The organism is Anaerovibrio lipolyticus LB2005 (assembly GCF_000621545.1).
Lineage (GTDB): Bacteria > Bacillota > Negativicutes > Selenomonadales > Selenomonadaceae > Anaerovibrio > Anaerovibrio lipolyticus_A.
On the sequence record NZ_JHYA01000001.1, the window covers coordinates 30,410 to 55,600 of the forward strand.

The following is a 25,191-nucleotide window of genomic DNA, read 5'->3' on the forward strand; positions in this document are numbered from 1 at the left end:
TTTGGTTTAATTAAACCAAAACATTTTACATCTGTCAAGATTTAAAAAAATCATTTTATACATTTTCTTTTGAGTGCCATAAACCATACCGCATGTAACAGTTAAACAAGCCTGTAAATGCCGTTTTATTGGCATGTGAAAAAAGTATTTTAAAATGCACGATAAATTTTTCTTGACAAAGATGTGTTTTTTTGGTTTATTTAAACTATAGATTGGAGGAACGGATATGGAGACTAAAATAATCGATAAATTACTTTCCCTGGGATTGCGCCGTATTTGCAGGATTTTAAATGACTGTTTACGGTCTGACTATGCAGATACAAGGCCAGAAGCAATGTTTGCCTTAGCGGCGTCAGCATATTCCAAAAAGCTTGAAGCATTAAATCTGCTTTCACCTGATACATTTGAAAAACGCATTTCCGATGAAGATACCAGATCATACATGAGAGAATTCTCTCAGCAGCATGAGGGTATCATTGAAGAAATAATACAAAAATTAAGCATTGAAGAATTACAGGCTGCACTTTTGTTTGGAAATAATGACTCTGTTATGAGTACATTGAAAACGCTCCCAGCCAGCGCAGCCCGTCTTTCCCTTAAATTATTGGATATACAGGACGGTGACAGTATATTAAATATTGCTTCCGGAAGAGGAATTTTCTTGCGGGAAGCTATTTTTCAAAATTCAAATATTAAATCATTTGCCCTTGATAGCAACCGCTCCATGTGTCGCATATTAAATATCCTTTCAGCCTGCATGGGATGGAACATCAATGTACAGGGGGGTGATATTTTCTCCAGCGATTTAAAATCAATAAAAGCCAATAAGCTCTTTATTGATGCACCGCTAGAAGAAAAAGAGATGGACTGGGAAAAATTCCATAACGAAATCGAAAATGATCCTTCGTTCAAGGATTTGGACTTTAATAACATACCTACGAAGCTGACAACCATGTGGTTTAAGATTATTTCGGCCCTTCGCTTTCAAGCTAAAAAAGCACGAGCCGTTGCAATTATTCGCGACAACTCGGATTTAATTGGTCCCGATACGGAAATCCTACGCAAAAAGCTAATAAACGAAGGACGTATTGAAGCAGTTATTTCATTACCGGAAAAATTGGATTATAACCGCTCCCCCATTTATCTTGTAGTGTTTAGTACCAATAATTCTTCCGTTCGTTTGGTGGATGCCCATGAAATATATACTTCAGCGGATGAGGAACCACCTCAGAAAAAGGTATCCATCGGACTTCATCCCCTTCAGACGTTAAAGGAGAAGGATATCGAGGAAATCTTGCAGGAATTAAAGACAGACAGTTCCATCAGCCGCTCTTTTTCCAATAAGGAATTGGCTCTCCGCAATTACAAACTGTTGCCAGATGTGGAATACTGGAACAATGATGACTACTGCAGAAGCCTTGCCAATTCGACAATGCCGGCTATAAAGGAAATCTGTCAGATATATCGCGGCGACATTACTGCCAATGCCAAGAATTTAAAAAATTCCTTCAGTGAAGCTCCTACGGATTTCCAGTATCTTCAGCTAAAGGATGTACAGGAAGGTATTATTAAAACACCGCTGCAATATCTGAAAAGCATAGATGAAAAGCAGTATCCTTTCTGTGTAGAAAAAGATATTTTGGTCATGGGCAGAAATGCCCCAATAAGAATAGGATTTTTACAAGTACCCGAAAACACAAAGGTATTATTGAGCGGTAATATATATGCCCTACAAACAAATGAGGAAATATATGACCCTGTTTACCTGATGTTATATTTGCAAAGTGATGATGGCATGAGGCAACTTTCTCATATTCTTAGAGGCAGGACTGCAATGCAGACCATCGCCTTAAGGGATTTGGAGCAGGTTAAGATACCACTTATACCATTGGAAGAACAAAAGGCTGTTGTGGCAAAATTCTGGGAGCTGCAGGAAAATCTCCAACAACTTCTCGACAAAACAAACCAGATAAGAGCTTCCATCCGTCAGTTGGTAACAGTTGTTTAGGAGGTGAAAAAACATATCTAGCTATGTAGTTGAAGAGTTATTATGATGATAATTTTGTTTAGTGTATAGGAGGAGTTATTTATGAGTTCATCAAGTGTAGATTACCGGATTTGTGTAACATGCAGAAATTGGGGCGGTTACAGAAAAACAGACGCATGTAAAATGTGGATAGAATACGACAACAATGAAGAAGGTTATTGTGCAAACTGGCAGTCGGACAAAACGGCTGACAATACATGCAGTGGGTGGGAACCATTATACAATTCCTGATAAACCGTTCTATATGAAGTGAATCAGTTTTTCAAAGCAATATAAAGATAAAAAATGGGCTGTCGCGTTTTGATAATTTTTCAACATGCGACAGCCCATTCAACCCTAAAGGATTTTTCTGAAACTATTAAGGGATACGCCAAGATTAAAACGTGTTTAAATCGGCAGAAATAGATTATAAACGTCAATCATAATTTGAGCCACATTTAGATTAGCATTTATAATAGATAGTTGATAACTATGTGCAGGTGATAATATGAAGAAATTGCTGAATGTAAGGGAAGTTAGAAAAATTGTGTTCGGAAGCCCGTCTGCTCAATTGAGAGATAAAACAAATTCTATTACAGAAATCTCAAAAGCAATTAACCACTATAAAAATAAACTTCATGAATTATCGGATGAAGATTATAAAAAAATTGTTGCTCTGGCCGAAAATGCCAAACCAGACTTTGCCCATTACGGTTGTTATTATGCAGGAGAAAATGAAATATTCTTCGTCGTAGAATTTTATAAATTTAACACTAATAGCAATATAGAAAATTGCTTATTTGTTATCATTGCAAAACCGTTTACATGTGAGTTTTGTGGCGGCAAAACCGCCAATGATGTAATTGTAGATTATAACGGTGAGATTGAAAGTGATTGTTTCTTTGGAAATTATGCAAATTTTGTTTCTAAAAATGAAATAGCGATTAACAAGAGAACCATAAAATTAATTAAAAATATTCCAATTGATACTGTGCCTGAAGAATTTTATGCTATGATGAATAATGTGTGAATAATACTGGGGAGCCCATTCTAAGGAAATAATTATGAAGACCTCGGCAACTACTGCAACCAATAAAAAAAGCAGGCCCCATCAGAGAACTCTCCGACGGGGCCACAAATCATTTTCCTATACAAACGCAAAGCAGCAGTCCGGCTATGATCCAGGCTGCTGTTTTCACTTGCTTGGCTCTATTCAGTTTTGCTTGCTCCTCTTTCTCGAACTGTTTTAAGGATGCTCTGGCAGTCTCTAATGAGTTCTCCTGCTCTATCATTTCCTTCCTTAAGCTGTAGATTTGATTTTGTAGCTTCTCGGACTCCTGCTCTGCCCGACTCAATTTCTCCTCGGACTCCTGCAGCTGTATCTGCTGCTGACTCAACATCTCTGATTGTCTGTCGTTCAAGTCGGATAGCTCCATCAAGTTGTTCTCTAAATGTGTCAACTCCGACTCCGTTATCTGGTACGTTGCTTCTGAGGCAAAGGACAACTGCGGCACCGATAATAAAACCAATAACAACAACCACCAATATCTTTTTAACATTCATAAGCCCTCCATCACATATAGTCCGTTACACCGCGGGCAATGGCCCTCGCAAACTCATCCTGGTTAAACCGTAAAAGCTTCTCATCATCCTCATTGGAAATAAATGCCAACTCCACAAGGACTGCTGGCATATCCGTATTGGTAAGGACATAGAGTCCGTTCTTACCCGGGGTTGCCATCTTAACTCCCCTGTCCACGGTTCCAAGGTGATCTACAATCTGGGACTGGATGCATTCAGCCAGATGCTTTCCATCACTGGAACCAGCACAGTACCATGTTTCAGTTCCCTCCGCATATGGGGACTCCACACTGTTACAGTGAATGGAAATAAAAAGATCTGCATCAAGGTTATTAGCCTCACTGCAGACCTCATATAATTCATCACTCTGTAACACAGCAGTTTCAATCCCCACGGCATTAAGGTAATGCTCTACCAGCTTACCAACGCTTAGTACCACATCACATTCCCTAAGACCTGTGACATCACTTACCGCCCCCGGATCTGGTACTCCATTTGGCGCATGGCCTGGATTAATAAATACCTTCATATTACTTCTCTCCTCTCTTTTCAACATGGTGCTTTCCAGCACCGCCAATATAACCTAAAAGACCGCTGGCAATACTCATGCTAAGCTCATTAAGATTTGAGTAAATGGCTATGATGAGAGCTGCGGATAAGGCTACAACTACAACCAAGTCTGTAACATTAATTCTTTCTATCACTATGACCACCTCCGACATCAAAAGGGGAAACAATAGGCACGTCCTGGTCAATCGGAAGGTTCATCATTTCATCAAAGAAATACTCCCCATCACCATTGCCACCGAATTCGTCATGATAGCATTTGTACATATCCCGGATATTATTTCTTGCGGTGATGGTAATACTCCCACGCTCAATAAAGGCACGACAGGACTGAATAATCCTATCCCTGAGAAGGACAAGGCCACCCTTACAGATACGGTCAACCCCTATCTGGAGAGCCCTTATCTCCTTTTTCATCTCAGCATTCTGATTGTTGATTTCTTCCTGCCAGGCTATAAACTTCTTCTGATTTTCCATCATTTCCATAAATAGCTGTTCTTTCTTTGCCACTGCCTCATCATGCTTATTTGCCATGCTCTGGGCTCGGCCAGAAAAGAAACTAAGCACTGCCGTGGCCAGCATAATGAGAATCTGCTCTGATGTCATTTAATCACGCTCCTATAATTACTGCTTGTGAATTTGATGTAAGCTGGCACCACACCATTGCTCCCGGATACATATTTACCTGAGTGCCGGCTATTGCATGGTAGGTCTTTCCCTCAATAAGGACAGTATCTCTTGAGACCATAGTTCCCCGCAAAGCCCCGATATTGGTTGACTTCTTGTTGGCTACATCCAATATTGCTTTAACTGCGTCATGTAGTTTTTGTAAATTATCCATTTTCAACACCTGCCAACTGTTTTATTTTTTTCAAGTCCTTCATGTTTTTTATTCTTGTATTCCTTCCTTGATATTCGTCAACAAGCATTGACTGCAAAGTTTTTTTATTTTTCCCGTCCCAATAGATTAATTCAATTCTATAAAACTCATTTTCAATATTTTCAAGAGTCTGCAACGTGGAAAAAAGCCAACACCATTTTTTGATTTTATAGGCGTCTGTAATATATCTGCTGTCAGTAAACGTACACCCTTCAATTGTTGTTTTAAAGTAATATGGATTATCAGCGGAATAGGTGGCGGTGGTTTCGTCTAATTTCCATTCATAACTCTCGCAGGAATAATCCTCTATAACCGCTTCAGTAACAATATTGTCCAATATTGCTTCAGCCTGTTCTTTTCCGTAATAATCCTCTAACTGTTGCCAAAAAGCCCCTTTTATAAATTGTAGTGGTCGGGTGTCTTGCCCGTCGTCTTGGTTTTCGGGGGATACGGGCCAAGGAACAAGTACAACGTTATATATCCAATGTTCATCTTTTAGTAATTTATCCATTATTTTTTGCGAATTAACACACGCCCACCAGTTAGATTTATACTCATGTTTTGGTTTATATGTAAAATTTCGTACTTTTGTACTTGTCGGGTTCCCGTATGTATAGGTCATTAATTTTAGTTCGGGGTCTTCAATCGTTACCCATATAGGTTTGTCACTGCTCCGTATTGCAGGACTATTCATATAACAATCGACGCCCTTAAAAAGTCCGTTGCCATATTCAAAAACAATAAAATCGTCTTGGTTTTCAGGCTGTTCTTCCTCGGTGGGTGTATGGTTACAATTAGGCATAGGCGTTTTTATAACTTTTGCCCGTGTATTGCTGTATATGATTTTTTCTTTTTCGTTGGTGACAATATAACGGGCTTCTGATATAACGCTAACCATGTTGCAGAATCTATAATCAAAAGAATTCCAAGAATTGATAAAAACGATATGAAACGAGCCAACCCAAAAATCAATCTGATATGAGCCATCGGGATGACAAGACATATTATTAATTTTTGCTATACTCTGTATATGTTCATGGTCAAACCCGTTCAATGAATTTACAGCAGTTAAGGCTTTTTGGTTTACTTTGTCTATATAGCTATCAAGGTTTATATTGTCTAAATTGTCCCCATCTTTTTTTACATATATACCGCCCGTGTTTTGTGCCTTTTCAAATCCTTCATAGTGAAAGATATACATTTCGTGATTGACGCCGTTAGAATAATATTTTTTTACGGTTTCAGAAAAGTCGTCTAATACCGCTGTGCATACTGCATAATAGCCCATTCTGTAGGAATTGCTTTTTTTCCTTAATCCTTGTGGATAGTACAAATTTTTGCACGTATGCCCAACTTCAAAAAGGCTTGTATTATCTATAAAACAAGCGTCTTTTATATGCCAATTTTGCGGGGTTTGTATTGTGTTTTGATTTTGTCCATTAGTCCAGATCCCTTGATTAATGTAGAATTGTGACTTGTTGCCACAAGTTATATATTGTGCGTTCGTATCGCATAACTTTTGAAATGGTTTCAGTTTCGTGTCCGTATGCCATATAGATTTGTTAGGAATAAGCCATATAATACCGCCATTTGTTGGCGTTGGAATATAAGGCTGTGCCCCCGTGAAGGTATTTCCATAGATAACCTTACCGTCGGTCCATACCTGCTGCCCTGGCGTTACAATACTGCTACCGGCGATATAGAAAGAGCGGCCGTTAATATCGGCCGCCATATTTCCACTTACAGATGCAATTGTCGTCTGATACATCAATACCACCTCACAAGCTGAACGCTCTGCTTCAGCTCTCTTGTTGTCTGGCTTACAGCGTTGCTTACCAGATAATACTCATGCCCACGGAATCTGACTCTTTCGGAAAAATCGACAACGTGGCCATAGCAATAAATATCCATGGTTACAGTTTCCTTGATCTTTCTGTTAAGCCATTTCAGTTCGTTTAGATAAGCCTTCAACTTATCCCTGTCAGATGTAGGTACTTCAATTGATTCTTTTAGGCGATTACCTCTTCCCAGGGGATTATCATTATCACCATAATTTGCTCCACCCAATGTAATTGATTCCTGATTCTGAAGGTATCTGGATGCAGCTGCAGCTGGGGAACCGGTGCCTATTGAACTGCCTGCAAATTCTCCATCGATATAAACCGATGTACCATAGAAACCTCCACCCAAAGGAGCGTGGATTGTCTTTCTGACAGTCTCATTGTCATTCTTGTCCGTGGTAGTTTCCACTTCCTGCCCCAGAACAAGGACACCACTTTTGCTGTGGGAATATTCATAGGTTGTAACTGTCTTGGAGCCATCTGTATGCTGAGTCGTTTTTCTTCTCAAATACTTGCTGGTTCCAAAGCCATCACCTATATAGTCATAAGTTGTTACTTCGCCGTTGATTTCTTCCCTGCGTAAATATCCTGATTCATACGAACAGAGGGCATCACCAAATTTAAGTGTTCCCCAGAACGGAAGTGGCTCGATATAAAGTCCCCGGCCGGCATCATTACCGCTATCCAGATCACTGCCAGAATAATTAATCATGCTTCGCTCAATGACACGGTTTATTATAGGGTGGGTATGTGCCGTATCTGTAATATCAATTGTTCTGCTCTCATGACCACGCTGAATTATGTTCAGGGAATTATCACCGGCCCGCATAAACACATTTATTGCCTTATGAGGGATAGAACTGGACCACCCAAAAAGGCTGGATATGATATTTTCATAGGTCTGCCCCTCACCTATCCATGTTCCAGAATGAACGAAATCATCACAGCAATAAACCAGCTTCTTACCCAAGGCGCTGGCAATATATGATGCGTGTTCAGACAGCCTATGTGTTTTCTGCCCAGGCCCATAGTTAATGCTCCGATACAGAATTTCATCAACATCATACATTCCCTTGGCAGTAATAACCCTGTCCTGCTGTGTGGTTTCCCCCACACGATAAAGATAAGGAAAATCCAGTATCTTGCCACTGATATAATCCAGAATATTGATATTATCCGTGGTCTCCAAAGTGAAGGTATCTGCCAGGGTTAACTCCTGGAGATTCAAAGAAATGGACACCATACCGGACTTTTCCTTCTGTGCTGCTGGCTTAAACGGATCACTGATAATTTTATCCGTTGGAATTGTCGTGTCACGAGGAATACTGATTTGGGTATCATAATAATATTTGGCTGCTGCCATTGCTTTTACAGTAGTATCAAAATGCTGGGTTACTGTCTGAGCCGTGGTATCTCTTAATATTACAGCCGTATCATGGTATTGTTTTACATCAGCCTTGATAACTGTATTAGTATCATAATGCTGCACCACTTCATCACGTAAGCTAATGGCTGTATCCGCACTAATACTTATATCCTGCTGTATATTGGTATAAGCATCAAAATAATAGGCTTGTTTATCCTTGCTTTCAATACCTAAAGCAGTATCAAAATAATTTGCAGTATCAGCCTTTAAGGTTATAGCTGTACTATAATGCTTTACTGTGTCAGTCCGTAATTTGATAAAGGTATCAGCATTAACGTTTATATCCTGCTGCAAAGTTAGGGCAGTATCATAGGTTTGTTCTGTGTCTGTATTGGCTTTTATGGCCGTATCAAAATAATAGCTTGTATCTGTGGACGATACGACGGTAGCCAATATTCTTGGCGTGCTAATACTAGATTTTTTTATGATTGCCGTTGTTAAAATTCTTGGCGTGCTTACAGCAGAATTTTTTATAATACCTGTGGTTAATATTCGGGGAGTGCTTATTGAGCTATTAGACATTTAAGCCACCCCCTTATTTTTTCGCCGTTAATGTAATATCTTTTATGTTTGTTGGCAGTTCGTCAAAATACATTCCATTACCATTGGCGGGAATTTCCTTTGTATCTGAATAATTGCCCATTGAACATTGAATATTTTTAATCGTGTCGCCTAATACGGTCGTCGCCATGCCTACGTTACAGCCCGTTACCTTATAGCCGTTTAAAACCGATAAGTCGGGTTGTAATTTTAATGTGCTGTTTTCTGCTTCTGAACCGTAAGAATCACCACTACTATCAAAGGTAAAACCATTATTTGTAATGGTTGCTGGTACTTCTATAACGGTTTCGTTCATAGGAAAATATTGGTCAGAGATGATTATATTTTTCATTGTTGGAATATAATTACTCCAAAATGTACTTGCTATTTTGCAACTTATAGCTTTTACGCCTGTTTTTACATAATCCGTATATGTCCCGATTTTATCGCCGTCAAGGTAAAAATTAACTGTCCCCGCTACCGTATCAATAACTAAATATATTCTATGCCATACATTCATATAAATTGACGCAGAAAACACATCATTGCTTGTATTACGGAATTTTATTAGTTTTTTACTCGCATCCAAATATACCTGTATGGTTGATTTAATTACTTTATCATAAGCCCCGTCACTCATGTATACTTGTATTGGGTAACAATTTATGTAGTTATAATTTGTGTCATAAAACAGGTCAAAAGCAACATACAACTTTGTATTTTGTACGTTAGGTAATGTGAGTTTAGCCTCACCGTTACCAATACATTTATACTTTTTATTATTTGTATAAGATTTTAAAGTGCTGTTGTCAAAAAGTGTCGGTATGCTTGAATTTATATATTTCATAACAAACCACCTCTTAAACAGCTTCAACAGTAGCTTTTAAGCACACGGCGGTGCTATTGTCGTTTATTGGTGTTGTGGCGTTGCTTGCGTCGTACTTTACCCAAAGGATAGTATTTACATCCGTTACATCATCACTAATATCTGCGCTATGTCCCCATGTGCCTTTACTAAGAGCATCCTCAGCACTGGAGTAGTTATTATCTAGGCACACATACCAATTAGCGACATTGCCGCCAGTAGCCTGATATTCTGTACCATCCCAATAAGCAAATGAAATATTGACACCATCAGTTGTTTTATAGCCAGAATCAGTTCTTACAGCTACCTTTACAGCCTTTTGTTCTGACAGCTTCAATGTTAATGCCAGTGGGCTGGTCTGGGTATTATCCTGTGAAATAGCTGTACCGTCCTTCTTGCCAGCCGTTGGATTATTGCAATATAGATTAATCATAGTCATATCCTCCATAACTCAATCTCACAATTGATGTAATTCTCGAATCTTTCCTTATAGCCATAGGCAAGAATCCTCACCCTCATCCTGGGCCATACCACACCGGAAGAATCAGTAAAATCAATGAGTTCCCGGCTCTGGTAATAATTCCAGACCTTCAAAAATTCATCCCGTTTAAACACGGCATTAAGTGTAATCTTGTCCCCACTGGCTACACTCCCAAAATCCTGCACCACATTTCCGCCATCAGTCTGTACCAAAGTTTGGCGATCATCTGGGTGGAATTTAAAATCAATCGGAGTGGTCAAAGAGACTGCATCACCTATCCTAATCTTCATCTGCTTATCCTCCTCCGTAGCTTATGTTTACATTGCTGTTTTGTGGCAGCATATCAAGTATCTTCTTGGCCGCTGTATCGGCCACTTCATGGGACACATCCTCAAGGCCATGAACATCCACATTGAGGTTGTAGTTGATATTCTCCTGAGATGCCGTAACAGGAGAAGGCGCCGGGGTATTACCAATCTTGCTCATGACTTCTTCGTTGTAATCAGGAGCAAACATTGGAACTGCATCCGTTCCTTTCAGGATAAACCGGGTAGGCATCTTGTCATAAATCGGAATGATGTTTTCCTTGGCGTTCTTAAATACCTGTTCAAAGCCGGCTATTTCCTCTCTTGATGTCCAGGCATCAGCAGGAAGATTGGCATCCTTTCTAAGCTGCTCCACAATAGCCTGCATAGCATTGGCCTGCTTTTCCTCCATACTTCCGCCACCGGCCATAGCCTTACGATAGAGTTTGAGGTATTTATAATTCTCCTTGAACATATGGAGCGCAGTTTCCTGTTGGAGCTGACGCTTCTGCTCCTCCGCCCATTTGGTTGCCTTGACCTCATCAAGACCTTTCTTTTCCCAGGCTTCTTTTTCACGGTCAATTTCATCCATTCTATTCTGGAATGCTGACTTCCAGACAGAGTCAATGGATCGGGCAACATCATCATTGAACTGCTTAATTACCTTTGCCTTTTGGGCTTCAGTAGCTTTTGCCAGCTCAACCTCAGATACGCCCGCCTCTTTATACTTTTCCATAGCCTTATCAATGGAATGAAGCTGTGTTTCAAGTTCCATATGAGTAAGACCGTAAATGCTCTCCTGCATTTCCCTACTGGCCTTGGCCACATCCCCAAGACGGTTCTTTTCCGCCTGCTCCTGGGCCTTAATCTGGGCCACTTCTTTTTGCCGGGCCTTGCTACGCTTTTCAATGTCAGCATAATATTCCTTCTCTGCCTTGCTGGATCTTTCAGCATCATCATTTTTGGAGCGCTGCTGCTGTACATCATCAAATGTACGCAAGGTTGCCCCCACAAGAGGTAGCATTGTCGGGTTTCCTGCATAAGCAAGCAATGCCGTACCATAGCCGGCATCGAATTCAGCCTTAATATCACGTAATACCTCACCGACATTTCTGGCATTTACGCCAATAGCATCCAGCCCGCTTGCCACAAGGTCAATGGCTTTACCAGCCTCATGCATCACGTCAATGAGGATTTCCCCCATCAGCTTTATTTCTTCCTTGTTATCTGAAATCAGCTTTATCCAGGACACGAACATTTCCGTAATCTCAGGAAGAAGTTCCCGTGACACTGGCAGAAGTGCCGCCCCCAAAGCCATCTTGAGCTGACCCATTTCCATTTCCATCTTTTGCCACTCAAGGTAAGTTTCATGAGCCTCGGCAGGATTTAAAAGTCCTGTCGTTTTCACGCTCTTGGAAATAGCCATCAGGTCATTATATTCTTCAAGGACCGGGATAAGTGCCGCACCCTTTGCACCAAGAACTTCAGCCGTAAAGGCCTCAACCTCACCAGCTTCAGCCGCATTCCTATACCCCTTTGCTAATTGCTCCAGCTGTTCATTTATCTGTAGTAAGTTTCCACCTTCATCAGTAATGGTGACACCAAATTTTTGAAGAGCCTTTGATGTGGCATTACCGGATGCACCGGCAGATAACAGCTGTTTATCTATCCTAGCAATAAAAGGCGTAAGGCTGTTGATGTTAGAACCTGCCAATGAAAAAACCCTGCTCAGCTCCGCGGCTTCACCAGTTGTCATATTAAGTCGGGTCTGCAGCTTATAGAGGTTATTACCCGCCATCATGGCATCCTTGGTAATATTAAAAAGACCGGCGCCAGTACCGGCTACAGCCATAAATGCTGCCAGCTTCGCATTAAGCAGGGTATAACCTTCAGTCAGCTTGCCGATTCCAGTTCTTGCCATTCCCGCCCCTTTGGATATGGAGCTAAAAGCCCTGTTGGACTTAGGTGGTATGGCATTTAAGGAATTACCAAGGGTTCTTAGCTGTGCCTCAAGACCAGCGATGTTCTTCTGCTGATAGAGGAGATTCATCTCAGCCCTTTGGGTTATACCATGACCAATGCCATGATCTTTTACAGACCTCTGGTACTGGGCCTGAAGGATAGCTTCCTTCTGCCTTTGGATATCCAGCTGTTTATTGATGGCCTCATATTTCAGTTTTATCTTATCCAGCTCAGAGCCAACACCTGTCAGCTTTGACAAATCTACATCTGTCTTGAGCTGGATTTTCTTATTTTGGTTATTGAGCTTGGTGATGGCCTGATTGACTGTTTTCCCGGCAGTATCAAAGCCAAGTTTCAGGTCATTAATATTAAGCCCAAGACTGATATAAAGTTCTTCAATTTCCTGCCCCTTAGCCATTATTACACTTCCTTTATTTCAAACAGGATTTATTTAATTATTGTCGAATTGTTTTCTTAAAAAATCTTTTAGTAGAATGTACAGGAGAATAAAATGAAATCACTAATATGTACTAGCTGTGGAGCATCTGAATTTATCAAAAGAGATGGATATCAAGAATGTGCCTACTGTGGTGTGAAGTACAAACTTGAAGTTAATACTAAGGGCACTTTCATGGAAGATGAAATTGCAACCCTGCTTCAAAAATGTAAGTTAGAACCACACAATGCCAGGAAATATGCAAATCTTATCTTGGATATCGATCCAGGCAATAAAGAGGCCATGAGATATTTATAAGGGGGATTATTTATGATTACCAGAAAAGAAATATCCAAAAGATATAATTTTAACATGAATGATTTTGATGAATTCTTGCGTAGAAACAATATTAAATGGGAATCAGAAGGATTCTTTGGAGATAAGTTTCTTCCAGATGGTTTAGAGGAATGGATAACTAGATATCAAAATGTTTTAACCGCTCGAGCTGATGAAGCTAGGAGGATGCAGGAACAAGAAAATGCAAAACAGCAAGCACTCGCTCAAATGCTCATTAGCTCCGGATTTAATTTTGAAGGATACAAAATTGTAAAATACTCTGGCTACATCTCTGGTGATGATGTTATCCAAATTCCACGTGGCCAGGGTGGATATCTGTTTGATACTACAGCAGATGTAGGCGAAGAATTATCAAAAGCTTTACGTCAAATTCGTAGACAAGCAATTCAAGAATTAAAAGAAGCAGCATATAACTTAGGATGCAACGCAGTTATCGGTGTCGATTTTGATTACATAACTATGGACCCAGAAACTGCAAGTGCAGCTGGCGGAACGTTATACCTACCGTATGTTTTTTGTGTAACTGCAAATGGTAATGCTGTCGTTATTGAAAAGGAATAATAGTTATCCCATCACATCCTCAATATACGCCGGTTTATAATTCTTCTTGGTGATTATTACCATCTGCTCCAAAAGCACTTCCAGGTCGGACTCATCAATCTCGCTGATTGTCCATCCATAGGCTGACTGGAGCCGTTCATAATAACTTAATATATGTTCATACGGAGACAACTCTACTGAGCTGTCTCCGTTTCTGCATTTGGGGCTTTAGCAAGTTTTTCAAATGTCATTGTTTGAATCCACTTGAATAGCTTTCTTACCATAGGGACTACATCTGCAATCTCCATATACTCATCAATAGATTCCTCATTGACCACATCAGGCTTACCGAAGGCAAGCACAATAAGATCAATCTGCTCTTTCAAAAAATCATCCAGCTGTTCCTTGCTTCTGTCCCTGTCCGCAGACTTCAAAAAAGCCCGCCACACCTTCATCTTGGGTGCAGCGGGTTCGATTTTTTTTCCGTTGATTATGATAAAAGGTGTATCCATAAATTACACCTCCGTATACCACGCAGCAGCAGTTTCAGCTGTAAAGCCGGTAGCTTCCTCATCAGCCTGACGGTAGGAAAGGCCATCAGCAGTACGATAAATAGCCTTGGCGCCAAGAGTTGGTGTGTTGTAGCTGATATTCTCTGCCTTGGTCTGTGGGTTCTCATCCGGCTCATTAAACTGAACCTTGAAGAACTTGCAGAACCTCTTCTTTCCATTCTTCTTGGTGGATTCAAACATCACAGCAAAGTATGGCGAAACATCATCCTTGCTGGCTGTCATCACGCCATCCTTAATTTCATGCCCAAGAAGGTATGCCTTGTACTCCAAAGGCAGGGTGGCAATATCCACGGTCAGTTCATACTCACTGGTTGTGCTGGCGGTGTCCACTGCCTGGTTATCTGCATAAAGGGTTGCAGATGAATTCTGTGGCTTAATAGACACCTGCCGGATATGAGGAATGGAAATAATCTCTTCATAGGTTGGGGTACCGTCTTTTGGGTCATCAATGAGCTTTGCTACATGAAATCCCTTAAGCCCGATAAAAGGAGAATTGGTAATCCCCGTCTGTGGTGCTGTCATAATGCATCAACTCCTGTTCTGTAATCTATGACCTTCATTTTAAGGCCATCTTCAATCATATCTACTGCCTGAACCCGCATAAATCCGAGGTCAGTCATTGTTCTGTTTACCCGTCTATAAATATTGTGATAGTTCCCGTCCTTGGTTATGATATGTATTCTTACAGTCACCCTGGACTGAAGCTCCACGTTGTCCCCATGAAGGGCTGGGACATCAGATATTACCTTATAGACGATATTGGGGTATTTACATCCATGAGGACTAAGCTGATGATAGATCCCCTTCACTCCCAGAAGGATATCTGTCCTTAGTGCCTCAACAATTTTTTCAATCATGCTCTCACCTCTTTAGGCTTTCCTGCACAGCTTCGGCTATATTTTCCCTTATGGTGTTTCGCAAAGCATCCAACGCCGGATACAAAAATGGTTCATTTATCATAGGCGAGAACTCAACAAACCTACCATAAGGTACGCCATTATCATTAGTGGCATCTGCCACAACCTTTATTTTAGTTCCGCCCCGCAAAACCACTTTATGAATGGATTCCTTAAGGGCTCCAGTTCTCACCGGACATCTGGTTTTTGCATCATTTACTACCATATCCGCCCCATTACTTAGTGCATCCTTGGCAGCCTTTGTAGCTTTTTCACCAATATCCTGAAAAACATCGGATAAAGAACTCATACTATCACCTTCACCATAAGAGTCAGCCTGCCAATGCGTTTATCCCCGAGCACAGTCAGGATTTCATAAGCCACATTACCATGTAGTATCCGCATTTTCTGTGTTACTCCATCAAGGTAGCGGATATAGATTTTAAACTGTGTTTCAGACATAGCCTGCTCAGCGGCAAAGTATTCTCTGCCGCTTACAGGAACTATATCCGCCCAGACTTCCTTAAAATCTGTCCACTCCTCCTTGGGATTGGCATACATATCTGTTTCATCTGTTGGAATTTGAAGTGTTATACGATAACGCATTTTCCCTACCTTCATCAGAAGCCCTCCTTACGGAGTCCGGACAGTAGGTCACGGAGGGTTAAGGCTAACCCTCTATGATCTGCTTCATCACGGTGCTCATACAGATAAGTCACCGCATAAAAAATAGCCGTTCTCAGCCGAGGATTTTCCCCGTCCAATTCCGACTCGTCCTGTCTTAAGATTGCCAGGCATAAATCATTTGCTGTGGCCATAAGCCCTTCAATCAGCTCATCATCATAGTCGCCATCAATCCTAAGATACTGTTTGGTTTCCTCAAGAGTTACCAGCATTTACCTCACCTCTATTATGGCTTGGAAGAAGTACCCTTCATAGAAAGAATCTGAACTGCTTCTGGGAGGATAAGGCGCCCATCGACACGTTCTTTCATCACATATCCCACCATACCGTTACCAGCGAAGAGTTCCTTCAGTTCCTGCATGGAACGTGTACCGCGGTCACCGATGTTATAGTAGGAGTAATCACCAAATGCCATAGCTGGCTTTCCTGTCGCAGATTCTGGTGCATATTCAGAGGTGTGTACCTCATACCCTAAAATACGATCTGGTTCACCTGCAGTAAGTGCCGGCTGCCACATATACACGCCATTGTTATCCTTCAGCTTACGAATAGAAGCCAAAGTCTTATCGTTAGTGATAAATGCCGCATTCTTGCGGTACGGACGCTTAAGGTTATAAATCAGGGTGATGATATCATCGGCACTAATGCTATTGCTGGAAGTCGTGGTATTAAACTGTCCACCCTTTTCAGCATCAAAAATGCCTGTAGGCTTACCTTTGCCATCACCATTAAGGAAGGCATCTTCTTCTGCATTGGCCAGTGCTTTACCAAACTGGTCGATGATGTAACTTTCGAGGTTAAAGGCATTATCGTAGAGAAGCTCCTCAGTAATCTTGATAGCCACATGGAGCTTATATGCATCAAGCATAATCTGGTCAAAGGTTGCCTCACCAAAACCGAGGGTCTCTCCTTCTTCAATCCAGGCAGCTGCTGGCTTTGTGGCAGCAATATTGATTTTGTGCTGCCCGGAGGTGGTAATCTTAGTAGAAAGATTACGCATAATGTTTTCTGCATTCAACACATCAACGAGACGCTTATCATACTCAACTGGCACGAGATAACCACCCTGCTGGTCATCACCTTCCTTAAGAACATTACTGATATTGCGGAAGCGGCTGCGGGTTGCTGCCAACATTTCCTTACGGTATTCATCCGTAGCACGGAAATTGGCTGGTGCCTTACCAGAAGATGGTTCATTGGTAATAGGCGTACTAGTTGGCTTATCAAGCTCCCTATCAATAACCGCCTGACGCTGCAGGCGATCGATGGACTTTTTCATATCCACCACATCAGCCTCCATCTTCTCATAGGTGGCAGCATCTTCAGCAGAGAGCTTACCATCTTCATCAGTATGAGTATCAAGGAAATTCTTGGCCTCTGCCCAAAGCTTAGCACGTTTTTCAATCAGTTCATTAATCTTATCCATTTTACATTCCTCCTAAAATAACTAAACGCTTCTGAAGTTCAGAAGCGTCAATACGATTATCTGCTACCTTTTTGGCAGCTTTAAATTTATCCAAGAATGAATTGGTCACCGCAGCCCTTGAAAAAATCATGGCCTCCGGCTCATCATCCTCATCGGTGTCATAAAGAATACTGTCGGCAAATCCAAGCTCCACAGCCTTTTTGGCATTGAACCAGGACTCGGCATTCATCATGTTGGACAGCTGCTTTCTTGGAAGTCCAGTCTTAAGCTCGTAAGCATTGATGATGGATTCCTTTACTTCGGAAAGCATCTCTATGGCTTTCTTCATTTCCCGTTCATCCCCGATGGAGACAGTAGCAGGATTATGAATCATCATCATGCCAACAGGGGATATGGCCACATGACTTCCAGCCATAGCAATTACCGAAGCTGCTGAAGCAGCAATGCCATCAATGTGAACATCAACGCATCCTGGGTATTCCATGAGCATGTTATATATCTGTGCAGCAGCAAAACAATCCCCGCCAGGAGAATTAATCCAAACAGTGACTTTACCCTGGCAACTGTTAAGCTCGTTTCTAAATTCTTCAGGTGTGACTTCATCACCGAACCAAGTCTGGTCAGAGATTTCCCCATTGAGCATAAGTATTCTTTCATCATTATCATTCCTCACCCAATTCCAAAATTTACGACTCATCTAAATCATTCCTTTCAGCAGGCTTTGCAAAAATACCCGCGTCTTTTAACTTTGTAAGATTTCCGTTAATAAGGTATAGATTACCTCCTTCCTCAGCAGGAATAGGATTCATGTTCTCCAGCTCCCTTATGTCATTTGCTGACATCCAGCCATTCTGCCTTGCCACAGCATAGCCATTCATCCGGCTCTGATAGTCCCCACGAAGAAGACCATCCACATTGAACCTGAAGAACAGCTGACTCTTTTCTGATGGCAGCAAAAGTGCCTGCTGCATTGCTTGTTCCCAGCGAACTATCCAAGGATTAAGGGTGTACATTACAAAATCCAAGGACTGCTGCTCAATATTAGAAAAGCTCGACTTTTCAAGATCACCTACCATGTGTGGCGGTACTCTGAAAATTCGAGCTATCTCATTGATTTGAAATTTTCTGGTTTCAAGGAACTGTGCTTCATTAGGCGGTATGGCCATCTGCTTGAAAGTCATTCCTTCCTCCAGAACAGCAACGCTGTGACTGTTCTTACCAGAGAACTGGGACTTCCAGCTTTGGCGAAGTTTCTCAGGATCTTTAACAACACCTGGGTGTTCAAGTATTCCTCCCGGAGTGGCTCCATTGGCAAAGAAGGTAGCTCCATATTCCTCAGTGGCTATCGCAATACCGATGGCATTCTTGGCCATGGCAATAGGGCTGTATCCTATAAGGCCATCAAATCCAAGGCCCGGAATATGAAGCACATCCTCTCTTTTGAGAACCACTTCTTCATCCCGCTTCTCGGATCCTGCTTCATCAGAATTGCGTCTGTAGGTATATATCAGCCGCCCAGCCTTATTACGGCTTACATCCATCTTGTTTGGAAGAAGCGGATAAAGGCCGACCACCTCACCTTTGCCATTCCTTATAATCTGGGCATAGGCATTCCCCCAGAGAAGCAGATGGCTCATCATAGTCTCCCTGAAGATAAAGCTGGTCATCTCAGGATTTGGCTCATCATGCAAAAGATGATAAAGCGGATGGCTGTAGAGCTTTTCCTTGCTGCCCTCCGCCCCGTACTGGTACACATTAAGGGGCAGACTGGCTATTGCCTCAGAAAGTATTCTGACACAGGCATATACAGCAGTAACCTGCATGGATGTCCGTTCATTGACATTTCTCCCTGCGGTAGTGCCGCCAAATAAAAAAGGCCAATGGACTGATAAATAATCCTTTGGCTTATCCCTTGAACGAAACAGTTTAGAAAATAGATTCATAGGCTGATGCCTCCTTTACATATTCACAATCCTATGATAATATCTATATTGACCAACCCTACTGAATAGGGTAAAATTTAAATAGGGGTAATCAAATGAAAGTAAGCAGAAAATTTATCCACGGTGAATTGTTTGAAAAACAGTGGAAAGAACTTGGACTAACGGATGAAAATCTTAGAGAACTTCAATCCATTCTTTTAGAAAATCCTAAAATTGGCCCTGTTATGTCTGGTACTGGCCGCCTTAGAAAGCTTCGATATAGCTATGGAAACAGAGGAAAATCTCATTGTGCCAGAGTATGTTATGTAGATTTTGAAATTAGTGGAACGATTTTCTTAATCATGGTATTCGCTAAAAATGAGATGGAAAACCTCTCCAAAACCGAGAGGAACAACATCAAATTGTTAATTGATAAACTTGAGAAGATCTATGCCAGAAAGGATGTGTAAGATATGAGTAAAGCATATGATATGATAAGTGCATCTTTAAATGAAATTATTGATGATATTGAAGTTACCAATGGTGCCAATCTAAAACAAACAGTATTGACAATTGATGTCGATACCGTACGTAACTTCACTCCAAGTGAAATACGAAATATCCGTATGGAAAATAATCTTACTCAAAACCTGCTTGCCAAGTTTTTATGTGTAAGCAAAAAAACTATAGAAGCATGGGAATCTGGCAGAAATACTCCAAACGGACCATCCAAGCGTCTGCTTGAGTTATTGGCTAAAAAAGCTGTAGCACCTGTTGTGTCTTAAATCAACAATATTCCACGCTCATCATATACACTTTCACCATTATCCAATCCACAGCGGATTGCTCGGTCAAGAGCCATTATCGTGGCCACAACACCGTCAATCTTCTCTGTGGATTTTTCTTTGTCCGGTTTTATGTTCCCGGCTGGATCTGTCTTTATGAAGATGTTGTCCATCATCCATCTAAGGACCGGATGGCCGCCATGGGCCAATTTCTGCTCCAGGGTCAGCTTCATCAATTCCTTGGTTGGTGGGTTCATATCCTTAAAGCCCTGCCCAAACGGAACCACAGTAAAACCCATACCCTCAAGATTCTGCACCATCTGCACAGCTCCCCAGCGGTCATAGGCAATTTCCCGGATATTGAACCTTTCATTCAGCTTCTCGATAAACTGCTCAATATATCCGTAATGGACCACATTTCCTTCAGTTGTAAGAAGCGTCCCCTGCTTCTCCCACACATCATAAGGCACATGATCGCGCCTTACCCTAAGGTCAACATTGTCCTCCGGAATCCAAAAATAAGGGAGAATGTAGTATTTATCCTCCTCATCAAGTGGCGGGAACACCAGCACAAAGGCTGTAATATCTGTTGTACTGGAAAGGTCAAGACCTCCATAGCAGACACGTCCTTCCAGTTCATCCTCATTGACTGTAAAAGCACATTTATCCCATTTATCCATCGGCATCCATCTGACAGCCTGCTTTACCCATTGGTTTAGGCGAAGCTGCCTGAAGGAGTTCTCCTCTGCCGGGTTCTGCTTGGCTGACTCGCAGGCCGCCACCACCTTATCTATTGTGATTGTTTCACCAAGTGAAGGATTAGCCTTTTTCCACACTTCCGGGCTCGTCCAATCCTCGGACTCGGCAGCACCATAAATGACAGGATAAAATGTGGGGTCAAACTTCCGCCCCTCAATGATATCCAATGCCTTTTGGTGAAGCTCGTAACAAATGGAGTTGGTGTCGTTCCCAGCTGTGGTAATCAAAAAGTACAGAGGCTGTTCTCTTGCATCTCCGGAGCCTTTCGTAAGAACATCGTAGAGTTTTCTGTTTGGCTGGGTGTGTACCTCATCCAGCACCAGCCCTGAAACATTTAGGCCATGCTTGGTCCCTACCTCTGCAGAAAGCACTTGATAAAATCCATTATTCAGATGGGACACAATACGTTTATTGGCTCCAAGGCTCTTTGACCTCTTCGCCAATGCCGGGGTCAGTTTCACCATCTGATTGGCAACATCAAACACAATGGCCGCCTGTTGCCTATCCGCCGCCGCCCCATAAACCTCCGGGGCTGCCTCACCATCGGCAAACAAAAGATAAAGTGCAACGGCAGCGGCTAATTCGCTTTTACCATTCTTCTTTGGTATTTCAATATAGGCTGTGGTAAACTGCCTGTGGCCATCTTCCTTAACAGTTCCAAAAATATCCCTTATAATCTGTTCCTGCCAAGGGAGCAGCTTAAAAGGCTTACCGGCCCACCTGCCCTTTGTGTGGCAAAGGCACTCAATAAAGCCTACCGCAAAGTCAGCCTGCCCTTTATCATAATGGGATGTATCCAGTTTGAATTTTGTAGGCTTATAACCTTCCATAAAATTCCCCCAATAAAATAAGCCCCAATCGGGGCCGATACTTTAGTATAGTAAAACTTTCAAATCCAACACACAGAGTATACTGTGCTCAGTCGTCATCGGGCGAAAGTTATTACCATACCATAACAAATGGTATTCTTATTGTATGGTAATAATTTTCGCTACGACCAAAAGGCCTCCGAAGAGGGCCTTCCGGCTTTTTTTGTTTTAATCCTCGCTGTTTTCCATGGTTGTCAGGATTGTGGCGGCTGACATCAAGCCCTGTGCCAAGGCGAGCTGCAAGTCCTTAGGTGGTATTGTGTCCCAACCCTTCATCAATGCTTTGTCGATGTTTTCCAAAACCGCCTTCTGGTTGCTGAGGCGTGGTCCGTCCCAAAGGATCAATGCTACTTCCTCGGTTGCCAATTTGATTTCTTCCAAAATTTCCTGCTTTTCCATTTTCTTGTTCCTCCTTTTATTTTGGGGCTGTTCCCCTTTGGTTGTGTACATATTAGCTCTGCTTCGGAGGTATAGCAAGTTATTTAGTACATAAGTTTTGTATACTTCACTACGAGAAAACAACCCTGAATGGGCTGTTTTCATTTGGTTTCAGTTAAATCTGCTTTTGAGAATTTCAAGTGCCTTGATGGCAAGTTCCGTCTGTGGTTCAAGATCCCAACCCCGGTCGTAATTCAAAATTCTCTCCCCGTCTACCCGGCAGTCCAGCTTGGAAATCCTGCCCTCATCGATTCCGAATTCGGAGCCTTTCTCATAATGCTTTACCCAATACTCTATCTTGGTTCCATCGATTTCAAGTGTAGCCTTGTCCCACATTGCTGTTTCCTCCCTTCAAATCATCTCGTCAAGTTCGCGGTATTCTCTCTGCCGGCGTTCAATTTCCTGCCTAAGGCACTGGGCCCTGAACCCGTTGCGGCATTCCCTGAGTTCTTTCTCTAGCTTTTTGAGCTCCTCTTTTCTCCCGGCCATCACCTCGCGGCTGTTGCCTTCCAAAATCTCCTGCTTGTCTTTTTGAAACCTTGTCATTTCCTTGTTCCTCCTTTTCCTTTGGTTGTGTGTATATTAGCTCTGGTTCGGAGGAATAGCAAGTTATTTAGTACATTTATTCTGTTTTATTATTTGCTGTAATCCAAGGCTTCATAAAGGATTTTTAGGTCCAGCCCGAAGCGCTGGTAGCCTTCCAGCAAAACATCAAAGTACCTCTGGCTTGGAAGGCCAAGGGTTGATTCATCCGGGGGCATTATATAAACCATGCCTTCTCCCTTCACTCGCCTTCCTGGGCGGTCACCGATGTAATCGAACTCCACGGTTTCCTTGACATAAAAGTGTGGCCAGCCTTCGTAGCGGTCGAGGCGTTCCTCGTCCTTTTCACTGATTGCCCAAACTACCACCGGAACTGTGCAGCCTTCCTCTTTTTCGATTGTGGCATAGTTCCCGCTTTGGGAGCCCTTGAACATCAGCCGCCATCCTTTTATAATCCCCTTGCCGACTGGCTCGGCATCAGGGCAACGATGGTACATCTGCTGGAGGCTCATGTTACTTCCGTAGGCTAAATAAATTGATTTTTTCATAATCTGAAACTCCCTTCCTAAAAGAAATCACTATCGGCTTCTACCACCCAAAGGCCCCCGAAGGGGCTGGTGTGTGGTTTCCTTTAGGAAAGGCGTCTCCATGCTGAGTTTCCTTCAAGGTTCTTCAAAAGGTGGTGGCGGCAGGTCTTGAACTCGTCACCGTTAAGGCCAAGGCGGAGGAGCCAGCATCTGAAGGTGTATTTTTCGTTGTCGCTTACGCTTGGCTTGCTGGATGCCTTGGAGGTGTTTATTGCCTTTGCGGTAACCGCCAGGCAAAACTGTATGTAGGCTTTGAGCTCCCCTGCGTGGAGGGTGCTGTTGAAAAGCCTAAACTCAACCGTTCCCTTGGTGAAGTAGGCGTGAAGGTTAAGGCCGTGGTATCTGCTCTCGTTGTAATGGCGTTCCCTTCCGTAAGGTGCTTCTTGGTACCAAAGGTCGGCCAGCTTTTCCCTTGTTGTTGGGCGGTGCTTTTCAATCATTTCAATCAGGGCTTGGTTTGTTTTCTTGCAATAGTATACTCTGGAATTCTTTACCTGGATGGCTTTGTAAAGGATGTCCTCCTTGCTTCTGATGTTCTTTAAAAGGTTGCAAAGGGTGGCTGGGGTGAAATTCTCGGCTCCGATGTGGATGTGAATTCCTGTGCTTTCGTTTACAATGGCCCCTGCCTTTCTGAGCCTTCTCAAAACTTCCTGCAGGTCTTCAATGTCCTCGTATCTGAGGATTGGGGTTACAACCTCTGTTTTGTAAAGGTCGCTTGCCCGGCCGCCGTTTTTCTTTTCTGCCTTGATGCTTGAGTCGCTCATGGCCTTCCAAGTTCTGCCCTTGCTGTCCCCGGCCTGGTAGGTGTCGTAGGTTCCGCCGTAGTGGGTGCTTTCTTTTCCGAAGTAGGCTGCGATTGTCTTTGCTGCCTTGCTTCTCGTAATCCCTGTCATCTCAATTTCTACCCCAAAGGTCTGTGCTCTTAAATCCATCATGTTTTGTCATCCTTTCTGCTTTTTGCCTTGCTTTGCTTTTGTTGTGTGTATATTGCCATACATGTGTTCTAATAGCAAGTTATTTACAGAAAGAATCTGTGTTTATTTTTGTATACTTAAAGCCTTGAAGCAACTAGGGTTACGGGCTTTTTTGCCCGCTTCCCCAGCTGTTTTTTTGCTTACTCCCCATGAAGAATGAAATTCACATACTCGGCCTTGTTTTCAGGAAGGAACTCCGCCAGCTCGGTAAATTCCATAAGTTCCGCAATTTCCTTCACCCTTATGATGTCGAACATATTTGTTGCCCCGGTCTGCCTGATGTCCAGTATCTGGTTTTTGATTTCCTCGGTCATGATCAGCCCTCCTCTACCAAATGGCAGCTGTCTTCTCCGTAGACCACATGAAGGCCGCTGCCGTTGTCCCAGGCAACCATGATGCTGCCTATGTCATCAACCCCCAGCACCGTCCCTCTGGTGCCCTGTGGTGGGGCCTGTGGGTCATCCATGGAATCCAGTTCCACCCGGCTCCCTTTGGTGTAAATCCTCCGCATTTTTGCAATCAGTTCCCTGCTTGGCATTTTCATTTTCCGAATCCTCCTAATATGTTGTATTTGCCTTTTGGCATGTACATACATCACTCTAAAGCACATAATTATCAAGCGATTTTGAAAGTATGCATAAGGCCACCCTGAGGGGCGGCCCTTGTTTTTTCTTAATCATGCACTGGATGGCACTTATCTACACCGTAGGTCACATTAAGCTCACTGCCGTTATCCCAATCAACAATTATGCTCCCTGCGAGATCTACACCAAGTACCGTTCCTCTGGTTCCCTTTGGTGGTGCCTTGGGTTTCTCCATAAAATCCAGTTCCACCCTACTTCCTTCCGGATAGCATTCCCGCATTCTGTAGATGATACTCCACTTTGGCATTCTCATTTTCAAAATTCTCCTTAAGTGTTGTATTGCCT

36 protein-coding genes are annotated in these 25,191 nt (G+C 42.4%); 6 read left to right on the forward strand and 30 right to left on the reverse strand.

Going from position 1 to position 25,191, the window contains the following annotated elements; genetic code table 11:
- The first annotated feature begins 226 nt into the window (after nucleotides 1–226).
- Together T355_RS0100145 and T355_RS0100155 are read left to right on the forward strand one after the other, a co-directional pair.
- Nucleotides 227–2,008 carry an N-6 DNA methylase gene (locus tag T355_RS0100145; RefSeq protein WP_027395971.1) on the forward strand — a complete coding sequence of 594 codons (1,782 nt, stop codon included), beginning with the start codon at nucleotides 227–229 and terminating at the stop codon, nucleotides 2,006–2,008.
- 526 nt (nucleotides 2,009–2,534) lie between these two features.
- The gene (locus T355_RS0100155) at nucleotides 2,535–3,056 is read left to right on the forward strand and encodes a hypothetical protein (RefSeq protein ID WP_027395973.1); all 522 of its coding nucleotides are present in this window, start codon (nucleotides 2,535–2,537) and stop codon (nucleotides 3,054–3,056) included.
- 179 nt (nucleotides 3,057–3,235) lie between these two features.
- Here the strand turns inward: T355_RS0100155 and T355_RS0100160 are convergent, their stop codons facing one another.
- Genes T355_RS0100160 through T355_RS13030 form a run of 11 tightly spaced genes read right to left on the reverse strand, consistent with a single transcriptional unit; the run spans nucleotide 3,236 to nucleotide 12,892 of the window.
- Entirely contained in the window at nucleotides 3,236–3,589 is a 354-nt protein-coding gene (locus tag T355_RS0100160; RefSeq protein ID WP_155851635.1) for a hypothetical protein, read from the reverse strand.
- 10 nt (nucleotides 3,590–3,599) lie between these two features.
- Nucleotides 3,600–4,136, reverse strand: a complete 537-nt coding sequence (locus T355_RS0100165) for an N-acetylmuramoyl-L-alanine amidase family protein (RefSeq protein WP_027395975.1) — start codon at nucleotides 4,134–4,136, stop codon at nucleotides 3,600–3,602.
- 1 nt (nucleotide 4,137) lies between these two features.
- On the reverse strand, nucleotides 4,138–4,311 hold the full coding sequence (locus T355_RS15385) for a hypothetical protein (RefSeq protein WP_231482947.1): 174 nt from the start codon (nucleotides 4,309–4,311) through the stop codon (nucleotides 4,138–4,140).
- Nucleotides 4,295–4,780 carry a hypothetical protein gene (locus T355_RS0100175; protein ID WP_027395976.1) on the reverse strand — a complete coding sequence of 162 codons (486 nt, stop codon included), beginning with the start codon at nucleotides 4,778–4,780 and terminating at the stop codon, nucleotides 4,295–4,297. The genes T355_RS15385 and T355_RS0100175 overlap by 17 nt, the downstream gene beginning before the upstream one ends.
- Nucleotides 4,781–4,784: 4 nt before the next feature.
- Complete coding sequence (locus T355_RS0100180) at nucleotides 4,785–5,015, reverse strand: hypothetical protein (protein WP_027395977.1); 231 nt, start codon at nucleotides 5,013–5,015, stop codon at nucleotides 4,785–4,787.
- Nucleotides 5,008–6,822 (reverse strand): hypothetical protein, encoded by a 1,815-nt coding sequence (locus T355_RS0100185; protein WP_027395978.1) that lies wholly within the window; start codon nucleotides 6,820–6,822, stop codon nucleotides 5,008–5,010. Before T355_RS0100185 ends, T355_RS0100180 begins: the two co-directional genes overlap by 8 nt.
- Complete coding sequence (locus T355_RS13020) at nucleotides 6,822–8,843, reverse strand: hypothetical protein (protein WP_051555280.1); 2,022 nt, start codon at nucleotides 8,841–8,843, stop codon at nucleotides 6,822–6,824. Before T355_RS13020 ends, T355_RS0100185 begins: the two co-directional genes overlap by 1 nt.
- A 13-nt stretch (nucleotides 8,844–8,856) precedes the next feature.
- A complete protein-coding gene (locus tag T355_RS0100195) occupies nucleotides 8,857–9,708 on the reverse strand; it encodes a hypothetical protein (protein WP_027395979.1) in 852 nt (283 codons plus the stop codon).
- A 13-nt stretch (nucleotides 9,709–9,721) separates the two neighbouring features.
- Nucleotides 9,722–10,159, reverse strand: a complete 438-nt coding sequence (locus T355_RS0100200) for a hypothetical protein (RefSeq protein ID WP_027395980.1) — start codon at nucleotides 10,157–10,159, stop codon at nucleotides 9,722–9,724.
- A 2-nt stretch (nucleotides 10,160–10,161) separates the two neighbouring features.
- A complete protein-coding gene (locus tag T355_RS14550; RefSeq protein ID WP_051555281.1) occupies nucleotides 10,162–10,497 on the reverse strand; it encodes a hypothetical protein in 336 nt (111 codons plus the stop codon).
- A gap of 4 nt (nucleotides 10,498–10,501) precedes the next feature.
- Complete coding sequence (locus T355_RS13030) at nucleotides 10,502–12,892, reverse strand: hypothetical protein (protein WP_051555282.1); 2,391 nt, start codon at nucleotides 12,890–12,892, stop codon at nucleotides 10,502–10,504.
- Nucleotides 12,893–12,985: 93 nt separating this feature from the next.
- On the opposite strand from T355_RS13030, the gene T355_RS0100215 reads away from it, so the two are divergent.
- A complete protein-coding gene (locus T355_RS0100215) occupies nucleotides 12,986–13,228 on the forward strand; it encodes a hypothetical protein (protein ID WP_027395981.1) in 243 nt (80 codons plus the stop codon).
- Nucleotides 13,229–13,240: 12 nt separating this feature from the next.
- Nucleotides 13,241–13,828, forward strand: a complete 588-nt coding sequence (locus tag T355_RS0100220) for a YbjQ family protein (protein ID WP_027395982.1) — start codon at nucleotides 13,241–13,243, stop codon at nucleotides 13,826–13,828.
- 3 nt (nucleotides 13,829–13,831) lie between these two features.
- Here T355_RS0100220 and T355_RS15195 read toward each other — a convergent pair whose 3' ends face one another.
- From T355_RS15195 to T355_RS0100270, 10 genes are read right to left on the reverse strand one after another with little or no spacing between them, the layout of a single operon-like run.
- Nucleotides 13,832–13,999: a hypothetical protein gene (locus T355_RS15195; RefSeq protein ID WP_155851636.1), complete on the reverse strand. Its 168-nt coding sequence runs from the start codon at nucleotides 13,997–13,999 to the stop codon at nucleotides 13,832–13,834.
- A gap of 2 nt (nucleotides 14,000–14,001) precedes the next feature.
- Entirely contained in the window at nucleotides 14,002–14,319 is a 318-nt protein-coding gene (locus T355_RS0100230) for a hypothetical protein (RefSeq protein ID WP_027395983.1), read from the reverse strand.
- A 3-nt stretch (nucleotides 14,320–14,322) separates the two neighbouring features.
- On the reverse strand, nucleotides 14,323–14,901 hold the full coding sequence (locus T355_RS0100235) for a major tail protein (protein ID WP_037329603.1): 579 nt from the start codon (nucleotides 14,899–14,901) through the stop codon (nucleotides 14,323–14,325).
- Entirely contained in the window at nucleotides 14,898–15,236 is a 339-nt protein-coding gene (locus tag T355_RS0100240; RefSeq protein ID WP_027395985.1) for a hypothetical protein, read from the reverse strand. Before T355_RS0100240 ends, T355_RS0100235 begins: the two co-directional genes overlap by 4 nt.
- Nucleotides 15,237–15,240: 4 nt before the next feature.
- Entirely contained in the window at nucleotides 15,241–15,585 is a 345-nt protein-coding gene (locus T355_RS0100245) for an HK97-gp10 family putative phage morphogenesis protein (protein ID WP_027395986.1), read from the reverse strand.
- Entirely contained in the window at nucleotides 15,582–15,896 is a 315-nt protein-coding gene (locus T355_RS0100250; RefSeq protein WP_027395987.1) for a phage head closure protein, read from the reverse strand. Before T355_RS0100250 ends, T355_RS0100245 begins: the two co-directional genes overlap by 4 nt.
- On the reverse strand, nucleotides 15,896–16,171 hold the full coding sequence (locus T355_RS0100255; protein WP_027395988.1) for a head-tail connector protein: 276 nt from the start codon (nucleotides 16,169–16,171) through the stop codon (nucleotides 15,896–15,898). Before T355_RS0100255 ends, T355_RS0100250 begins: the two co-directional genes overlap by 1 nt.
- A gap of 14 nt (nucleotides 16,172–16,185) precedes the next feature.
- Nucleotides 16,186–17,385: a phage major capsid protein gene (locus tag T355_RS0100260; RefSeq protein WP_027395989.1), complete on the reverse strand. Its 1,200-nt coding sequence runs from the start codon at nucleotides 17,383–17,385 to the stop codon at nucleotides 16,186–16,188.
- A gap of 1 nt (nucleotide 17,386) precedes the next feature.
- Nucleotides 17,387–18,082: a head maturation protease, ClpP-related gene (locus T355_RS0100265; RefSeq protein ID WP_027395990.1), complete on the reverse strand. Its 696-nt coding sequence runs from the start codon at nucleotides 18,080–18,082 to the stop codon at nucleotides 17,387–17,389.
- Nucleotides 18,072–19,328, reverse strand: a complete 1,257-nt coding sequence (locus tag T355_RS0100270) for a phage portal protein (RefSeq protein WP_027395991.1) — start codon at nucleotides 19,326–19,328, stop codon at nucleotides 18,072–18,074. The genes T355_RS0100265 and T355_RS0100270 overlap by 11 nt, the downstream gene beginning before the upstream one ends.
- Nucleotides 19,329–19,423: 95 nt before the next feature.
- On the opposite strand from T355_RS0100270, the gene T355_RS0100275 reads away from it, so the two are divergent.
- Nucleotides 19,424–19,777 (forward strand): hypothetical protein, encoded by a 354-nt coding sequence (locus T355_RS0100275; RefSeq protein WP_027395992.1) that lies wholly within the window; start codon nucleotides 19,424–19,426, stop codon nucleotides 19,775–19,777.
- A gap of 3 nt (nucleotides 19,778–19,780) precedes the next feature.
- On the forward strand, nucleotides 19,781–20,092 hold the full coding sequence (locus T355_RS0100280) for a helix-turn-helix domain-containing protein (protein ID WP_027395993.1): 312 nt from the start codon (nucleotides 19,781–19,783) through the stop codon (nucleotides 20,090–20,092).
- On the opposite strand, the gene T355_RS0100285 is transcribed toward T355_RS0100280, so the two are convergent.
- The 9 genes from T355_RS0100285 to T355_RS0100325 form a co-directional block, all read right to left on the reverse strand.
- Nucleotides 20,089–21,681, reverse strand: a complete 1,593-nt coding sequence (locus T355_RS0100285; protein WP_027395994.1) for a terminase large subunit — start codon at nucleotides 21,679–21,681, stop codon at nucleotides 20,089–20,091. The genes T355_RS0100280 and T355_RS0100285 overlap by 4 nt on opposite strands.
- Nucleotides 21,682–21,888: 207 nt before the next feature.
- On the reverse strand, nucleotides 21,889–22,119 hold the full coding sequence (locus tag T355_RS0100290; RefSeq protein WP_027395995.1) for a hypothetical protein: 231 nt from the start codon (nucleotides 22,117–22,119) through the stop codon (nucleotides 21,889–21,891).
- 150 nt (nucleotides 22,120–22,269) lie between these two features.
- Nucleotides 22,270–22,494: a DUF7678 domain-containing protein gene (locus tag T355_RS0100295; protein ID WP_027395996.1), complete on the reverse strand. Its 225-nt coding sequence runs from the start codon at nucleotides 22,492–22,494 to the stop codon at nucleotides 22,270–22,272.
- A 15-nt stretch (nucleotides 22,495–22,509) separates the two neighbouring features.
- A complete protein-coding gene (locus T355_RS0100300) occupies nucleotides 22,510–22,704 on the reverse strand; it encodes a hypothetical protein (RefSeq protein ID WP_027395997.1) in 195 nt (64 codons plus the stop codon).
- 89 nt (nucleotides 22,705–22,793) lie between these two features.
- The gene (locus T355_RS0100305) at nucleotides 22,794–23,249 is read right to left on the reverse strand and encodes a gamma-glutamylcyclotransferase family protein (RefSeq protein ID WP_027395998.1); all 456 of its coding nucleotides are present in this window, start codon (nucleotides 23,247–23,249) and stop codon (nucleotides 22,794–22,796) included.
- A gap of 83 nt (nucleotides 23,250–23,332) precedes the next feature.
- Nucleotides 23,333–24,223: an amidoligase family protein gene (locus T355_RS0100310; RefSeq protein ID WP_231482949.1), complete on the reverse strand. Its 891-nt coding sequence runs from the start codon at nucleotides 24,221–24,223 to the stop codon at nucleotides 23,333–23,335.
- Nucleotides 24,224–24,402: 179 nt separating this feature from the next.
- Entirely contained in the window at nucleotides 24,403–24,576 is a 174-nt protein-coding gene (locus T355_RS14900) for a DUF5049 domain-containing protein (protein ID WP_071997142.1), read from the reverse strand.
- Between the two features lie 2 nt (nucleotides 24,577–24,578).
- On the reverse strand, nucleotides 24,579–24,806 hold the full coding sequence (locus T355_RS0100320) for a DUF4314 domain-containing protein (RefSeq protein ID WP_027396000.1): 228 nt from the start codon (nucleotides 24,804–24,806) through the stop codon (nucleotides 24,579–24,581).
- 128 nt (nucleotides 24,807–24,934) lie between these two features.
- Nucleotides 24,935–25,159: a DUF4314 domain-containing protein gene (locus T355_RS0100325; RefSeq protein WP_027396001.1), complete on the reverse strand. Its 225-nt coding sequence runs from the start codon at nucleotides 25,157–25,159 to the stop codon at nucleotides 24,935–24,937.
- Nucleotides 25,160–25,191 lie beyond the last annotated feature (32 nt).

Coding starts and splice junctions, on each gene's coding strand:
- T355_RS0100295 (WP_027395996.1), bottom strand. CDS start 22,494: ATGTGGGACAAGGCTACACTTGAAATCGATGGAACCAAGATAGAGTAT.
- T355_RS0100250 (WP_027395987.1), bottom strand. CDS start 15,896: ATGAAGGTAGGGAAAATGCGTTATCGTATAACACTTCAAATTCCAACA.
- T355_RS0100290 (WP_027395995.1), bottom strand. CDS start 22,119: ATGGAAAAGCAGGAAATTTTGGAAGAAATCAAATTGGCAACCGAGGAA.
- T355_RS0100275 (WP_027395992.1), top strand. CDS start 19,424: ATGAAAGTAAGCAGAAAATTTATCCACGGTGAATTGTTTGAAAAACAG.
- T355_RS0100260 (WP_027395989.1), bottom strand. CDS start 17,385: ATGGATAAGATTAATGAACTGATTGAAAAACGTGCTAAGCTTTGGGCA.
- T355_RS14550 (WP_051555281.1), bottom strand. CDS start 10,497: ATGAAGATTAGGATAGGTGATGCAGTCTCTTTGACCACTCCGATTGAT.
- T355_RS0100310 (WP_231482949.1), bottom strand. CDS start 24,223: ATGATGGATTTAAGAGCACAGACCTTTGGGGTAGAAATTGAGATGACA.
- T355_RS0100200 (WP_027395980.1), bottom strand. CDS start 10,159: ATGATTAATCTATATTGCAATAATCCAACGGCTGGCAAGAAGGACGGT.
- T355_RS0100240 (WP_027395985.1), bottom strand. CDS start 15,236: ATGATTGAAAAAATTGTTGAGGCACTAAGGACAGATATCCTTCTGGGA.
- T355_RS0100270 (WP_027395991.1), bottom strand. CDS start 19,328: ATGAATCTATTTTCTAAACTGTTTCGTTCAAGGGATAAGCCAAAGGAT.
- T355_RS0100305 (WP_027395998.1), bottom strand. CDS start 23,249: ATGAAAAAATCAATTTATTTAGCCTACGGAAGTAACATGAGCCTCCAG.
- T355_RS0100300 (WP_027395997.1), bottom strand. CDS start 22,704: ATGACAAGGTTTCAAAAAGACAAGCAGGAGATTTTGGAAGGCAACAGC.
- T355_RS0100215 (WP_027395981.1), top strand. CDS start 12,986: ATGAAATCACTAATATGTACTAGCTGTGGAGCATCTGAATTTATCAAA.
- T355_RS0100280 (WP_027395993.1), top strand. CDS start 19,781: ATGAGTAAAGCATATGATATGATAAGTGCATCTTTAAATGAAATTATT.
- T355_RS0100265 (WP_027395990.1), bottom strand. CDS start 18,082: ATGAGTCGTAAATTTTGGAATTGGGTGAGGAATGATAATGATGAAAGA.
- T355_RS0100160 (WP_155851635.1), bottom strand. CDS start 3,589: ATGAATGTTAAAAAGATATTGGTGGTTGTTGTTATTGGTTTTATTATC.
- T355_RS0100320 (WP_027396000.1), bottom strand. CDS start 24,806: ATGAAAATGCCAAGCAGGGAACTGATTGCAAAAATGCGGAGGATTTAC.
- T355_RS0100220 (WP_027395982.1), top strand. CDS start 13,241: ATGATTACCAGAAAAGAAATATCCAAAAGATATAATTTTAACATGAAT.
- T355_RS0100155 (WP_027395973.1), top strand. CDS start 2,535: ATGAAGAAATTGCTGAATGTAAGGGAAGTTAGAAAAATTGTGTTCGGA.
- T355_RS0100185 (WP_027395978.1), bottom strand. CDS start 6,822: ATGTATCAGACGACAATTGCATCTGTAAGTGGAAATATGGCGGCCGAT.
- T355_RS0100165 (WP_027395975.1), bottom strand. CDS start 4,136: ATGAAGGTATTTATTAATCCAGGCCATGCGCCAAATGGAGTACCAGAT.
- T355_RS0100175 (WP_027395976.1), bottom strand. CDS start 4,780: ATGACATCAGAGCAGATTCTCATTATGCTGGCCACGGCAGTGCTTAGT.
- T355_RS0100255 (WP_027395988.1), bottom strand. CDS start 16,171: ATGCTGGTAACTCTTGAGGAAACCAAACAGTATCTTAGGATTGATGGC.
- T355_RS0100325 (WP_027396001.1), bottom strand. CDS start 25,159: ATGAGAATGCCAAAGTGGAGTATCATCTACAGAATGCGGGAATGCTAT.
- T355_RS0100145 (WP_027395971.1), top strand. CDS start 227: ATGGAGACTAAAATAATCGATAAATTACTTTCCCTGGGATTGCGCCGT.
- T355_RS0100235 (WP_037329603.1), bottom strand. CDS start 14,901: ATGACAGCACCACAGACGGGGATTACCAATTCTCCTTTTATCGGGCTT.
- T355_RS0100245 (WP_027395986.1), bottom strand. CDS start 15,585: ATGAGTTCTTTATCCGATGTTTTTCAGGATATTGGTGAAAAAGCTACA.
- T355_RS0100180 (WP_027395977.1), bottom strand. CDS start 5,015: ATGGATAATTTACAAAAACTACATGACGCAGTTAAAGCAATATTGGAT.
- T355_RS0100195 (WP_027395979.1), bottom strand. CDS start 9,708: ATGAAATATATAAATTCAAGCATACCGACACTTTTTGACAACAGCACT.
- T355_RS0100285 (WP_027395994.1), bottom strand. CDS start 21,681: ATGGAAGGTTATAAGCCTACAAAATTCAAACTGGATACATCCCATTAT.
- T355_RS13020 (WP_051555280.1), bottom strand. CDS start 8,843: ATGTCTAATAGCTCAATAAGCACTCCCCGAATATTAACCACAGGTATT.
- T355_RS13030 (WP_051555282.1), bottom strand. CDS start 12,892: ATGGCTAAGGGGCAGGAAATTGAAGAACTTTATATCAGTCTTGGGCTT.
- T355_RS14900 (WP_071997142.1), bottom strand. CDS start 24,576: ATGACCGAGGAAATCAAAAACCAGATACTGGACATCAGGCAGACCGGG.
- T355_RS0100230 (WP_027395983.1), bottom strand. CDS start 14,319: ATGGATACACCTTTTATCATAATCAACGGAAAAAAAATCGAACCCGCT.